This window comes from Tsukamurella sp. TY48 (assembly GCF_019656655.1).
Lineage (GTDB): Bacteria > Actinomycetota > Actinomycetes > Mycobacteriales > Mycobacteriaceae > Tsukamurella > Tsukamurella strandjordii.
Map to the genome: position 1 here is coordinate 2,484,380 of NZ_BPMV01000001.1, position 12,804 is coordinate 2,497,183.

A 12,804-nucleotide genomic window follows, 5' to 3' on the forward strand; every position below is an offset into this window, starting at 1 on the left:
GAAGGATCACATGGCGGACTGGGCCGATTCGCGGCTACCCGTGTTCTTGGAGGCGCCGCCCGATCCACCCGCACCCGACCCGATCCAGGTCGACGAGCACACCACGCCGCGACAGCTGGTGCTGCGCACCATGTTCGGCAACCCCTCGCGCACGCTGCCGGGGTCCGCGCTGATCATCGGTCACCAGGTGGGCGAGGCACTCGTTCCGGTGGTGATGGGGCTGGCGATCGACCGCGGCATCGCCACCGGCGACTGGCCGGCCACGGTGCGCTGGGTGCTGGTGCTCGCCGCCGTCTTCGCCTTCCTGTCGTTCAGCTTCCGGTTCGGTTCCCGGATCGGCTTCCTCGGCATGCAGACGGTGCAGCACCGGCTGCGCACCCAGGTCACCGACCGCATCATCGATCCCCGCGGACTGTCCGGCGGGCACACCCCCGGTGTCCTGCTGTCCATCGCGACCGCCGATGTGCAACGGCTCGCCATGACCATCGCGCTGACCCTGTACCCGGTGGGGGAACTCGCCGCGATCGTCTTCTGCGGCGTCGTGCTGCTGTCGATCTCGTGGCCGCTCGGCCTGCTCGTGCTGCTCGGGGCGCCCGCGATGCTGTGGTGCCTCGATAAGGCCGGCAACACCCTGCGGGCCCGCAGCGAGGCGGAACAGCGCGAGGCGGGCGAGGCCGCCGGCGCCGCCGCCGATCTGGTCGCGGGATTCCGCGTGATCAAGGGCGTGCACGCCGAACCCGAGGCGGATCGGCGCTACCGCTCCGCGAGCGGCCGGGCCCTGGCCGCCGTGATCCGCGCCCGCCGCTCCCAGGGCGCCTACGTGGGCGCGATGGAAGCGGTGTCCGCGGTGTTCATCGTGCTGGTGGGCGTGCTCGCCGGAATCGAGGCCGTCAACGGTGCACTCACCGTGGGGCAACTGATCACGGTGGTCGGCGTGACCCAGGTGGCGATGGGACCGCTCAGTCAGCTCGGCAGCAACTTCGGCAAGTTCTGGGTGGCCGGACACGCCTCCGCGAAGCGCGTGCTCATGGTGCTGCAGGCTCCCTACGTGCGTGAGGAGGGCGCCGGCACCGCGCCGCACGGCGACCCGACCCCGGTGCGGCTCACCGGGGTCCGCTCCGGAACCGGCACCGTCGACCTCGAGTTCCCCGGCCGTGGCACGACCGCGGTCGTCTGTGACGCCGACACCGTCGCCGACGCCACCGCGCTGCTCTCCCGGGCGCGTGCGGCCGGCGGCGCCGCGGCGCACGCCGGTGACACCGACCTGTACTCGCTCACCGAGAACGCGGCACTGGCTGCGGTGCGCGTGGCACCGCACACCTCCACGTTGTTCGAGGGCACCGTCGCCGAGAACGTGGCCGTGGCCGCGGACGGGGCGGACGACCGGGTGGCCGCCGCGCTCCTCGCCGCCGCATGCGACGACGTCATCGAGGTATTGCCCCAGGGCTTGCAGACCTCCGTCGGCGAAGCCGGACGACTGCTGTCCGGGGGCCAGCGCCAGCGGGTCTCCCTGGCCCGCGCCCTCGCCGCCGACACCGCCACCCTGGTGCTCGTCGATCCCACCAGCGCAGTCGATTCGGTCACCGAGGCCACCATCGCCGAGCGGCTCGGCGGCCTGCGTGCCGACCGCGCCACGGTGATCTTCACCCACTCCCCGGCACTCATCGCCGCCGCCGATACGGTGCTCACCGTGTCCGGTGCGGAGGTGACCGTGGCCGCGCGCGACGCGGCGGACCCGATCGAGGTGATCCGATGACCACCACCGGCGAATCCACCGCCCCCGGACTGCTTCCCGTCGCCGACGGGCGCACCACCTTCTCCTTCGCGCGGGGACTGCTGCGTGGACGCGGGGGCGCCCTGGCCGGGGTGATCGTGATCCTGCTGCTCGGCGCGGCCCTCGGCCTCGTGGCGCCCTGGGGCTTCGGGGCGATGGTGGACAACGCGATCAACCGCGGCGAGGTGGCCGATGTGGTGCGGATCGGCGCCGTGATGGCGGTGGCCACGATCGCGGGTGCCGCGCTCACCGGCGTGGGGATCGCGGCCTCGGCGCAGCTGTTCGAGACGGCCCTCGCCAGGCTCCGTGAGCGGATGCTCGGCGCCGCACTCCGACTGCCGCAGGAACGTGTGGAGGCGGCCGGTTCCGGCGATCTGGTCTCGCGCGCCACCGACGATGTCGTGGTGGTCAGCGAGGCCATCTCACGCGGGGTGCCCGCCCTGTCCCGGTCGGGATTCACCGTGGCCGTCACCATGTTCGGGCTGGCCGCCGTGGACTGGCGCTTCCTCGTGGTGGTCGTCGCCGTGCTCCCGGTGTACTGGGCCGGCGTGCGGATGTACCTGCGCACCGCGCCGCCCGTGTACCGGGCCGAGCGGGCCGCGATGGCCGAGCGGGCGCACCACGTGCTCGGATCGATCCGGGGCCTGCAGACCGTGCACGCCTACGCGCTGGAACAGCAGGCCTCCGACCGGATCGCTGGCGGATCGTGGGGCGTGGTGCGCTGGTCCATGCGTGCCCGGATCGTGCAGAACCGGCTGTTCGGCCGCGTGAACCTCGCCGAATTCGTGGGCATGGCCACCATCGTGCTCGTCGGCTTCTACCTGGTGCAGGCCGATGCCGTGACGGTGGGCGCGGTCACCACCGCGATGCTGCTGTTCCTGCGCCTGTTCGGCCCGATCGGCGCACTGCTGCTGGTGATGGACGACATCCAATCGGCCGCGGCCTCCCTGGCCCGGATCGTGGGCGTCATCGACCTCGCCGAGACGGGCGAGCAGCGTCCGGCGGCCGCCGCGGACACGGCGCCCGGCGCCCCCGAACTGAGCGTCGAGCGGGTCGGCTTCCGCTACGCGGGCCATGACCGGCGCGTGCTCGACGATGTGACCGTGGTGATCCGCCCGGGCGAGACGGTGGCCGTGGTCGGTACCTCCGGCGCCGGCAAGTCCACGCTCGCCGCGCTCCTCGCCGGGGTGCACACCCCGGAATCGGGGACGGTGCGAGTCGGTTCGACCCCGGTCGGCGATCTGCCCGAGGGCGCCGCACCGGTACTGCTCACACAGGACGTGCACGTCTTCGCCGGCACCCTGATCGACGACCTCCGCCTCGTGGCACCCGAGGCCGGCGAGGAGCAGGTCCGCGCCGCCCTCGAGCGGGTGGGTGCCTGGGATTGGGTGTCCCGCTTGGATTCCGGGCTCGATACGGTGGTCGGTGCCGCAGGGCACGCACTCACGCCGATGCGTGAGCAGCAGCTCGCGCTCGCGCGGATCGTGCTGCTCGATCCGCCCGCGGTGATCCTCGACGAGGCCACCGCCGACGCGGACAGCTCCGAGGCCGATGTCCTGGAGGACGCGGCGCAGGCGGCGCTACGGGGCCGTACCGCATTGGTCGTGGCACACCGGCTCAGTCAGGCCGCGCGCGCCGACCGGATCCTCGTGATGGAATCCGGCAGGATCGTCGAGGCGGGCACCCACGATGCGCTCCGCTCGGCCGGTGGCCGGTACTCGCAGCTCTGGGCGGCGTGGACCCGGCACCGATGACCGTGCGACGGTGCGCCGAGCGGGGCTGAGCGCCGCCGCGCGACGAGTCAGGCGCCGTGGAAGGCGCGGTGGATCGCGGAGCCGTAGAACTCGCCGATCCGGTCCGAATCGCCGCGCCATTCGGGTCCGGCGTCGTCCGGACGGTCCGCCAGCATGGTGCGCACCGCCGCCTCGCACGCGGAGACGAACAGCTCCATCAGCATCGGCAGCTTCCGGTCCAGGTCCTGCATGTCCCACCAGCGGATCAGCGCCGGACGGATCCAGTCCTCGGCCTGCTTCGCGAGCGTCGTACGGGCGCCCTGCACGCGGTGCACTACCTCGGGGTCGGTGATGCCGGAGAACAGCAGCTGCCAGGTGTCGGCGCGCTCGTTGACCGCGGCCAGCAGGCCCTGGACGCCGATGATGAAGGCCCGCTCCGGGTCTTCGCCGTGCGCGTTGTGCAGCGAGGTGAGCACGTAGGTCATCATCTTCTCGGTCTCGCGGTCGAGCAGCTCGGTGATGAGCGCGACACGATCCGGGAAGCAGGAGTAGATCACCGGGCGGGTCACCTGCAGCCGATCGGCGACGGTGCCGATCGTCACGGCCGCCAGGCCGTCGCGCGCGGCGATCTCCAGCGCGGCGTCCAACACCTGGGGACGACGGCGCTCGGGGCCGAGGTGCTCGGCGCGGCGGCGGGATCCGGTGGTGGTAGACATCAGGGTCACTTTACTCGTCGCGCGGGTCGCCCCGCGTTCACGCGCCGTTCACCGATCCGACGGACACCGACCGTAGCGTTCCGCGCGTGATGGATCTGGATCTGCCGGTGGGCATCGACCTCAGTGCCGTGAGCGGCCGCGACGCGCTGCAGAAGATCGTCGACCTGCGCGCCACCGACGGCTTCACCGTCAACGACGACGATGACGACGATCCGGTGCTCCTGACGCCGGAGCGGCACGTGGTGGACACCTGGCGCGAGGGCTACCCGTACTCCGAGCGGATGCGCCGCTCCGACTACGAGCGGGAGAAGCGGCTGCTGCAGATCGAGCTGCTCAAGCTGCAGCGCTGGGTCAAGGACACCGGCCAGCGCCTCGTGATCGTCTTCGAGGGCCGCGACGCCGCCGGTAAGGGCGGCACCATCAAGCGCTTCATGGAGCACATGAACCCCCGTGGCGCGCGTGTGGTGGCCCTGGTCAAGCCCACCGACCGCGAGGCCGGTGAGTGGTACTTCCAGCGCTACATCGACCATTTCCCCACCAACGGCGAGATCGTGCTGTTCGACCGGTCCTGGTACAACCGCGGCGGCGTCGAGCGGGTCATGGGCTTCTGCTCCGATGAGCAGCACGAGCGCTGGGAGCACCAGGTCCCGCTGTTTGAGCGGATGCTCATCGAGGACGGCATCGACCTCACCAAGTTCTGGTTCTCGGTGACTCAGCTGGAACAGCGCACCCGCTTCGCCATCCGGCAGATCGACCCGGTGCGGCAGTGGAAGCTCTCGCCGATGGACCTCGCGAGCCTGGACAAGTGGGACGACTACACCGCGGCCAAGGAGGAGGTCTTCAACGCGACCGACACCGATCAGGCGCCGTGGACCGTGGTCAAGAGCAACGACAAGAAGCGCGCCCGGCTCAACGCGATGCGCTTCATCCTCAACAAGTTCGAGTACGACAACAAGGACCACGAGGTTGTCGGCGCGACCGACCCGCTGATCGTGGGCCGCGGCAAGGATCTGATCAGCGACTGATCGGGGGCACGGGCAGTAGTTGAGCGGGCCGGATGGGTTCGTCCAGTACGTTGGCTTCCGTGCGTTCCTTCACGGCCTTCCTGCTGGTGCTGGTGGCGATCCTCGCCACCTTCGTGGCGGTGCCCGCGAACTGGGCCAAGCGCGAGGTGCTCGACCGCGACCGGTTCACCGCGCTCATGGAGCCCCTGGGCCGCGATCGTGGCGTGCAGGACGCGATGGCGCAGGAGATCTCCGAGCAGGTGCAGCGCCTGCTGACCGAGCAGGGTGACGCCCGGCCGCCGCTGGACTCGATCACCCCGTACGTCACGAACTACACCCGCAGCCCGCAGTTCCCCGGCGCCTTCACCCAGGCCGTGGGCCAGGTGCACACCTGGCTGCTGGTGGAGCCCACCGCCGATCAGCGGATGCGGGGCGCCACCACCGCGGAGATCGACCTCGCGCCGATGATCCGCGATGTGGCCGCGGCGAACGGCGTCAAGGTGGCCGTGCCCGAGAAGGTGACGATCGACCTGTCCGGCACGGGCGCCAACCGGGACCTGTTCCGGGCCGGACGGTACGCGTCCGTCGCCGACACGATCCGGCAGGCGGCGTGGATCGCGCCGCTCACCGCCGTGGTCGCCGGACTGCTCGCGCTACTGGCCGCGCACCGTCGGGGATTCCTGATCTTCTACCTGGGGCTCGGTATCGCCGTCGCCGCCGGTGTCACGTGGTTGCTGGGCGTTGCGGCACCGTCGTACCTGTCCGGGCAGGGCGCCGCGGGCGGCCTGAGCCCCGCCGTCTTCGACGCGGCGATCGCCCAGGTGGACCGCAGCATGCGCCCCTGGATCCTCACCGAGGCCGTGGTCGGCGGCGCGCTCGCCGCCGTGGGACTGGTGCTCGGCGGACTGGGGGCCTTCGCCGCCCGGCGGGCGGATCGGCGGGACTGGTGACCTCACCGGCCCGTCGCCCGACGGTCGCGACCCTGACCTACAAGGACGGGACCACCAACCCTGTCCGCATTTTCCGCGGCCCGGACCCGAAGGCCCCGTGCCTGATGATCTGGCCGGGTGTGAACGTGCCCGCGGGCTACTTCGACGATCTCGGCCGCGCTCTGGTCGACGCCGGGTACAACGCGGTGGTCGCCGAGCTGCGGGGACAGGGCGATTCGCGGCCGCGCGGGGCGAGTGGCGCGCACGGCTTTCAGGACGTGGTGGTCGAGGACTATCCGGCCGTCTCGGCTCTGGTCAAACAGAAGTTCCCGGATGCGAAGCGGATCCTGGTGGGGCACAGCCTCGGTGGGCTGATGGGTGTGATGTACGCGGCGCGGGCCCGGCGGAACCTGGCCGGGGTGATCCTGATCGCCTGCGGCACGGGCTACTACAAGCTCGACGGACTGTCGGGCACCGCGCGGCGGATCGGCACCTCGGTCGCCGCCAAGGCCGCAGCCCGACGGGGCCACTGGTCCGGTCCGGACGGGCTCGGCGAGGTACCGAAGGGCATCGTCCGCGACTTCGATCACCTGGTGCAGACCGGCGACTTCAACGTCGAGGGAGCGGATGTCGACTACGAGGCCCGGCTCGCCGGTACCCGCACGCCGGTATTGACTCTCGCCATCGCGGGGGACGATCTGGTGAGCGATCGGCAGTCCCGCTACGTGGGGGAGAAGTTCCCCGCGGAATCGGTGACGCACGAGCGCATACCGGAGCGGCTCGGCCACAATCAGTGGATCGTGGAGCCCGGCAAGGTGGTTCCCGTGCTGGACCACTGGGTCCTCGCGAACACCTAGGCGTGCGGCCTAGCCGGCGAGACCGGTCACCAGCACCGGGTTGTAGGCGGGGGAGAGCCACTTCAGGAGTGCGATCATGCCCTCGCGGCTGATCGCCACGCAGCCCAGGGTGGGATTGCCGTCGGTCACGTGCAGGAACATCGCGCCGCCCTTGCCGGGGGTGTGGGTCGGGTTGTTGTCGAAGTGCACGGCGTAGTCGTACACCGGGCCCATGTCGTAGAGGTTCTCGCTCTCCGGTCCGGGGCTCGCGGCCTGGGTGACCATGCGGTCGTAGGTCGGCGAGTTCACATTGCCGTCCCACCAGTGCTGATTCGTCACCTTGGTGTACGGCAGGGTGGTGCCCGGGTTGTCCTGGCGGCCGAAGGCGAGGTCGAGGCGGAAGACGCCGAACGGGGTGCGCGGCACCCCGTCCTTGCCCTCGCCGATGCCCTGCTGCCCCACCTTGCCCGGCACCGGTCCGTACACCCGTGTCCAGCCCTGCTCGAGCTTCGCCCAGGCCGAAACCTGCACCTCCGTCGAGCTGAACGACGGTGCCGCCACGGTGATGACCTCTTGCGTCCCGGGCACTCCCGCCACCGCCGCATCGAGCAGGGCCGCGTCCGGCTCCGCGGCGGCGGCCTGCGGAACGACCAGCGATGAGGCCACGACGGACGCGGGCAGGCCCACAGCTAGTCCCATGAGAAACTTCCGCCTCCTGAGCAACATGTGTCACAGTATGGCATGGAGTGCGTCCCCGCGGGAGGCACACGTACCGTCGATGCCGTGACTACTGCCAGGGACCTGTGGCTGCTCGTGGCGCGCGTCAGCGTCGGCGTGATGTTCTTCATCAGTGGATGGGGCAAGGCCGCGAACCCCGACAAGTTCGCCGCGGACTTCGCCGGGTGGGGCATCCCCGAGCCGGGGCCGGCCTCCACCGCGACCGCGTGGGCCGAACTGATCCTCGGCGCCCTGCTGGTGCTGGGGCTGCTGACCCGCGTCGCCGCAGCCGGCCTCGCCGTCACGATGCTGGGCGCGATCTTCTACTCGGTGTGGCCCGCCGCGATGTCGGCGGCGACCACGCCGACCGGCTTCCTGAGCACCTTCTTCTACAGCTCCGAGTGGCTGCTCCTGCTCGTGCTGCTCGCCCTCGCCGGTGCCGGACCCGGCCGGTTCGCCCTCGACGAGCCGCTCGGTATCGAGGCCCGGTTTCAGCGCAGGTGACGCTCCACCCGCTCGACCTTCTCCGCCAGCTGGCCGGTGAAACCGGGGCGCACATCGGCCTTGATCACCAACGACACCCGCGGCGCGGTCTCGGCGAGCCGATCGACGCAGGCCTTGATCACCGCCATCACCTCGTCCCACTCGCCCTCGATGTTGGTGAACATCGCATTGGTCTCGTTCGGCAGGCCCGAGGCGCGCACGATGGCCACCGCCTCCGCGACGGCCGCGGCCACGCCACCGTCGTCCCCGGCGGGACCGCCCATCGGACTGATCGAGAAGGCGGCGATCATGAGAGCTCCTTCAGCAGGAATTCGTAGGCCAGGGCCGCCATGAACGCGGCCTGCTTGTTATCGGCCGCGCCGCCGTGGCCGCCCTCGATGTTCTCGTAGTAGTTCACATCGATGCCGCGCTCGCGCAGCGCCGCGATGAACTTGCGGGCGTGCCCGGGGTGCACGCGGTCGTCCCGGGTCGACGTGGTGACCAGCAGGGCCGGCCGGTACCCGGCGGCATCGTCGGGAAGGTTCTGGTACGGCGAGTACTCGGCGATGAACTTCCACTGCTCCGGATCGTCGGGATCGCCGTACTCGGCCATCCACGATGCGCCCGCCAGCAGCAGGTGGAACCGCTTCATATCGAGCAGCGGCACCTGACAGACGATGGCGCCGAACAATTCCGGGTACATCGTGTACATCACGCCCATCAGCAGGCCGCCGTTGCTGCCGCCCATCGCGCCGAGCTGGTCGCGGGTGGTGATGCCGCGCTCGACCAGATCGCGGGCCACCGCCGAGAAGTCCTCGTAGCAGCGCATCCGGTTCTCCTTGAGCGCCGAGGTGTGCCACGTGGGCCCGTACTCGCCGCCGCCGCGGATGTTCGCCCGCACGTACACTCCACCGCGCTCGATCCACGACCGGCCCGCGCCCGCGAAATAGCCCGGGGTGAGCGAGATCTCGAAGCCGCCGTAGCCGTAGAGCAGGGTCGGCTGCGGGCCCGTGGCGGGCTTGCGCACCACGAAGTACGGGATCTGCGTACCGTCCGCGCTGGTCGCGAAGAACTGTTCGGCGACCACCCCGTCGGCGTCGTACATCGCAGGCGTGGACTTGAGCGGTTCGACGGTGCCGCCCGCCTCGCCGTACAGCAGGCTCGGCGGCAGCGTGAACGAGCTGGCGGACAGGAAGATCTCGTCGGATTCGCGGGCATCGGTGCCGGCCACGCCGATCTCGGCCAGCGGCGGCAGCCCGGCGGTGGTCACCTCGGACCAGTCCTTCGGGTCGAGTGTGCGCAGTTCCGAGCGCACATCGTGCAGCGTGGCCAGCAGCAGGTACGACTTGGTCCAGGCGTAGCCCTGCAGGCTGGTGTGCGCGTCCGGGGCGAAGATCGTGGTGAACTCCCGCCCGCCCGCGCGGTAGGCGGCGAAGTCGAAGGCCACCAGCGCACCCGGGGCCACTGTTCCCGAGGGCAATTCCCACGGCGACTTGGGGGAGACCAGCAGCAGGTCGTGGTGGACGTCCGCCTCGGCGTCGGTGGGGACGTCGATCAGCTCCAGCGCCCCGGACTCGGGATCGAGCAGGTACTCCTCGTGGTTGTAGAAGTCGGTGCTGCGGCCCACGAAGTGCCGCTCGTACCCGGGGGTGTCGTCGTACACCGCGCCCACCGAGACATCGGTCTTCTCGCCCTCGTAGACCGTGACGGCCTCGGCCAGCGGGGTGCCGCGCCGCCAGCGCTTCACGATCCGCGGGTATCCCGAATCGGTGAGCGCGCCCGGTCCGAAGTCGGTGCCCACGTACACCGCGTCGGCGTCGATCCAGGAGATGCGGCTCTTCGCCTCCTCCAGTGCGAAGCCGTCGTCGACGAAGGCGCGGCGGGAGATCGAGAACTCGCGGACCACGGTGGCGTCGGCGCCGCCGCGCGACAGCGAGATCAGGGCGCGGTCCCAGGGCTCACCGTCGGGGGAGGCGCCCCGCAGCACGGCCGCGCCGCCCCACACCCAGTTCTCGCCGTCCCGCTCTCGCAGCTCATCGAGGTCGATCACCACATCCCACTCGGGGGAGTCGGTGCGGTACGAGGCGAGCGTGGTGCGCCGCCACAGGCCGTACGGGTGCTCGCCGTCGATCCAGTAGTTCCACAGCCACTCGCCGCGGCGCCGCACCGACGGGATCCGCTCGTCCGAGTCCAGGATCTGCAGTACTTCGGACTCGATCGTTTCGAAGCGCTCCCCGGCCAGCCGCGCCGCCGATTCGGCGTTGCGTTCGCGCGCCCAATCGAGCGACGTGTCGGATTCCACTTCTTCGAGCCACAGGTACGGGTCCATGATCTCCACACTAGGACTAGGCTGAATTCCGTGGCTGATCACTTTGACACTGTTGTACTCGGCGCCGGCCCAGGAGGCTACGTCGCCGCAATTCGCGCCGCCCAACTCGGGCAGAAGGTCGCGGTCATCGAGGAGAAGTACTGGGGCGGTGTGTGCCTGAACGTGGGCTGCATCCCGTCGAAGGCTCTCTTGAAGAACGCCGAGCTCGCGCACACCTTCACGCACAAGGCGCAGCTGTTCGGCATCTCGGGCGATGTCTCGTTCGACTTCGGTGCGGCGTTCGACCGCAGCCGCAAGGTGAGCGAGGGCATCGTCAAGGGTGTCCACTTCCTGATGAAGAAGAACAAGATCACCGAGATCAACGGCTACGGCACGTTCGTCGACGCCAAGACCATCCAGGTGGGCGATCAGACGATCACCGGTGACAACATCATCATCGACACCGGTTCGACGGTGCGCCTGCTGCCGGGCGTCACGCTGTCGGACAACGTGGTCACCTACGAGGAGCAGATCCTCACCCGCGACCTGCCGCAGTCGATCGCCATCGTCGGCGCCGGCGCCATCGGCATGGAGTTCGCGTACGTCCTCAAGAACTACGGCGTGGACGTCACCATCATCGAGTTCCTGGACCGCGCGCTGCCCAACGAGGACGCGGACGTCTCCAAGGAGATCGCCAAGCAGTACAAGAAGCTGGGCGTGAACATCCTGACCTCCACCAAGGTCGAGTCGGTCGACGATCAGGGCTCGCAGGTCGTCGTGAAGTACACCGGCCCCAAGGGCCCGGGCGAGATCACCGTCTCCAAGGTGCTCATGAGCATCGGCTTCGCCCCGCGCGTCGAGGGCTTCGGCCTGGAGAAGACGGGCGTGGCCCTCACCGAGCGCGGCGCCATCGCCATCGACGACTACATGCGCACCAACGTGCCCGGCGTGTACGCCATCGGCGACGTCACCGCGAAGCTGCAGCTCGCCCACGTCGCCGAGGCGCAGGGCGTGGTGGCCGCGGAGACCATCGCGGGCGCCGAGACCCAGGCGCTGGGCGACTACCGCATGATGCCGCGCGCCACCTTCTGCCAGCCGCAGGTCGCCTCGTTCGGCCTCACCGAGCAGCAGGCGAAGGACGAGGGCTACGACGTCAAGACCGCCACGTTCCCGTACTCGGCGAACGGCAAGGCCCAGGGCCTGGGCGAGCCCGTCGGCTTCGTCAAGCTGGTCTCCGACGCCAAGTACGGCGAGCTGCTCGGCGGTCACCTCATCGGCCCCGACGTCTCCGAGCTGCTGCCCGAGCTCACCCTCGCGCAGAAGTGGGACCTCACGGTCAACGAGCTCGCCCGCAACGTGCACACCCACCCGACGCTGTCGGAGGCGCTGCAGGAGTCGATCCACGGCCTCGCCGGCCACATGATCAACCTCTAGGACCATCCGTTCCAGGCGGCCCGGTACCGAGCTCGACGGTGCCGGGCCGTTCCCGTTCAGCCGCTCGTCTCACCCAGGAGGAGACCGATGTTCCACGCCACCCCCGGAAAGCTTCCCGCCGCCGATGCCCGCGAGCTCGCCGGGATCGCACTCCCGCCCGGCCGGCTCGTGACCGCCGAGGAGGGCGACGGCGGCCCCGTCGCCTGGATCAGCAACGCCCTCCTGCCGACCGATGAGATCGACGAGCTGATCCGCGACCTGGCCGCGGTCTTCGACAAGACGGGGCTGTGGCCCTTGCGCGCCAACGGACTCGACGACGGCGACCTCGCGCGCCCCTGGTTCGACGGTGAGCTCGACGGCAAATCGGCCGGCTCCGCGATCCCGCAGGACGCCCTCACGGTGCTCACCCGCGGCGATGCCGAGTTCGCCGCCGAGTACCCCGACACCCAGCTGTCGGTGCCCCGGGTCACGGCGCTCGCGACCGCGCAGTCCGGCCCGGATCCCGTTGCGGGAGAGCTGGCGACCGGTGGCGACGGCGGCCTGCTGCTGGTGCCCGTGGTGCGGCCCGCCGACGCGCCGGAGGTGCTCGGCTGGTGGGGCGCCACCAACATCGACTATTCGGGCGCCGATCTGGCGGCGGTGCTGCGCTCGTGGGAGGAGCGGTTCGGCGCGGTCCTGGTGGGCATCGGCTTCGACACCCTGCTCGTGCAGGTGGGCCGGCGGCCCGAGGCCGCGGCGCAGCTGCAGGCGCTGCTGTCCGAGCACTACGCCTTCTGCCCCGACAACATCGAGCAGGGCCTCGAACCCGACGAGTACCGCGAGGGCCTCACGGAGTGGACGCACTGGCACTTCTGGTGGGACTGACCGGCG

The 12,804-nt window shown here is 70.3% G+C and carries 12 protein-coding genes; 8 read left to right on the forward strand and 4 right to left on the reverse strand.

Annotated elements, in window-relative coordinates; genetic code table 11:
* Positions 1–10: 10 nt before the first annotated feature.
* Together TTY48_RS12055 and TTY48_RS12060 are read left to right on the forward strand one after the other, a co-directional pair.
* On the forward strand, positions 11–1,756 hold the full coding sequence (locus tag TTY48_RS12055; protein ID WP_220657719.1) for an ABC transporter ATP-binding protein: 1,746 nt from the start codon (positions 11–13) through the stop codon (positions 1,754–1,756).
* On the forward strand, positions 1,753–3,528 hold the full coding sequence (locus TTY48_RS12060) for an ABC transporter ATP-binding protein (RefSeq protein WP_220657720.1): 1,776 nt from the start codon (positions 1,753–1,755) through the stop codon (positions 3,526–3,528). The genes TTY48_RS12055 and TTY48_RS12060 overlap by 4 nt, the downstream gene beginning before the upstream one ends.
* Before the next feature lie 47 nt (positions 3,529–3,575).
* On the opposite strand, the gene TTY48_RS12065 is transcribed toward TTY48_RS12060, so the two are convergent.
* Positions 3,576–4,223, reverse strand: coding sequence for a TetR/AcrR family transcriptional regulator (locus tag TTY48_RS12065; RefSeq protein ID WP_220657721.1), 648 nt, complete (start codon positions 4,221–4,223; stop codon positions 3,576–3,578).
* An 89-nt stretch (positions 4,224–4,312) separates the two neighbouring features.
* On the opposite strand from TTY48_RS12065, the gene ppk2 reads away from it, so the two are divergent.
* The 3 genes from ppk2 to TTY48_RS12080 are packed head-to-tail and all read left to right on the forward strand — an operon-like array spanning position 4,313 to position 7,013.
* Positions 4,313–5,248 carry a polyphosphate kinase 2 gene (gene ppk2, locus TTY48_RS12070; protein WP_220658564.1) on the forward strand — a complete coding sequence of 312 codons (936 nt, stop codon included), beginning with the start codon at positions 4,313–4,315 and terminating at the stop codon, positions 5,246–5,248.
* A 59-nt stretch (positions 5,249–5,307) separates the two neighbouring features.
* Entirely contained in the window at positions 5,308–6,177 is an 870-nt protein-coding gene (locus tag TTY48_RS12075) for a hypothetical protein (protein WP_220657722.1), read from the forward strand.
* Positions 6,174–7,013 carry an alpha/beta fold hydrolase gene (locus tag TTY48_RS12080; RefSeq protein WP_220657723.1) on the forward strand — a complete coding sequence of 280 codons (840 nt, stop codon included), beginning with the start codon at positions 6,174–6,176 and terminating at the stop codon, positions 7,011–7,013. Before TTY48_RS12075 ends, TTY48_RS12080 begins: the two co-directional genes overlap by 4 nt.
* Before the next feature lie 9 nt (positions 7,014–7,022).
* Here the strand turns inward: TTY48_RS12080 and TTY48_RS12085 are convergent, their stop codons facing one another.
* A complete protein-coding gene (locus TTY48_RS12085; protein ID WP_220657724.1) occupies positions 7,023–7,691 on the reverse strand; it encodes a L,D-transpeptidase in 669 nt (222 codons plus the stop codon).
* Between the two features lie 84 nt (positions 7,692–7,775).
* Between TTY48_RS12085 and TTY48_RS12090 the strand changes: the two genes are divergently transcribed.
* Positions 7,776–8,213 (forward strand): DoxX family protein, encoded by a 438-nt coding sequence (locus TTY48_RS12090; protein WP_220657725.1) that lies wholly within the window; start codon positions 7,776–7,778, stop codon positions 8,211–8,213.
* On the opposite strand, the gene TTY48_RS12095 is transcribed toward TTY48_RS12090, so the two are convergent.
* Together TTY48_RS12095 and TTY48_RS12100 are read right to left on the reverse strand one after the other, a co-directional pair.
* Entirely contained in the window at positions 8,201–8,503 is a 303-nt protein-coding gene (locus TTY48_RS12095) for a thiamine-binding protein (RefSeq protein WP_220657726.1), read from the reverse strand. The genes TTY48_RS12090 and TTY48_RS12095 overlap by 13 nt on opposite strands.
* Complete coding sequence (locus tag TTY48_RS12100; protein ID WP_255585651.1) at positions 8,500–10,563, reverse strand: prolyl oligopeptidase family protein; 2,064 nt, start codon at positions 10,561–10,563, stop codon at positions 8,500–8,502. The genes TTY48_RS12095 and TTY48_RS12100 overlap by 4 nt, the downstream gene beginning before the upstream one ends.
* Between TTY48_RS12100 and lpdA the strand changes: the two genes are divergently transcribed.
* Together lpdA and TTY48_RS12110 are read left to right on the forward strand one after the other, a co-directional pair.
* Entirely contained in the window at positions 10,552–11,934 is a 1,383-nt protein-coding gene (gene lpdA, locus TTY48_RS12105; protein WP_220657727.1) for a dihydrolipoyl dehydrogenase, read from the forward strand. The two genes, TTY48_RS12100 and lpdA, sit on opposite strands and share 12 nt — an antisense overlap.
* A gap of 87 nt (positions 11,935–12,021) precedes the next feature.
* Positions 12,022–12,798: a DUF4253 domain-containing protein gene (locus TTY48_RS12110; RefSeq protein WP_220657728.1), complete on the forward strand. Its 777-nt coding sequence runs from the start codon at positions 12,022–12,024 to the stop codon at positions 12,796–12,798.
* Positions 12,799–12,804: the final 6 nt, after the last annotated feature.

What these genes read in the sequence shown, in the direction of transcription:
- TTY48_RS12055 (WP_220657719.1), top strand. Translation starts at nt 11, where the DNA reads ATGGCGGACTGGGCCGATTCGCGGCTACCCGTGTTCTTGGAGGCGCCG.
- TTY48_RS12060 (WP_220657720.1), top strand. Translation starts at nt 1,753, where the DNA reads ATGACCACCACCGGCGAATCCACCGCCCCCGGACTGCTTCCCGTCGCC.
- TTY48_RS12065 (WP_220657721.1), bottom strand. Translation starts at nt 4,223, where the DNA reads ATGTCTACCACCACCGGATCCCGCCGCCGCGCCGAGCACCTCGGCCCC.
- ppk2 (WP_220658564.1), top strand. Translation starts at nt 4,313, where the DNA reads ATGGATCTGGATCTGCCGGTGGGCATCGACCTCAGTGCCGTGAGCGGC.
- TTY48_RS12085 (WP_220657724.1), bottom strand. Translation starts at nt 7,691, where the DNA reads ATGGGACTAGCTGTGGGCCTGCCCGCGTCCGTCGTGGCCTCATCGCTG.
- TTY48_RS12095 (WP_220657726.1), bottom strand. Translation starts at nt 8,503, where the DNA reads ATGATCGCCGCCTTCTCGATCAGTCCGATGGGCGGTCCCGCCGGGGAC.
- TTY48_RS12110 (WP_220657728.1), top strand. Translation starts at nt 12,022, where the DNA reads ATGTTCCACGCCACCCCCGGAAAGCTTCCCGCCGCCGATGCCCGCGAG.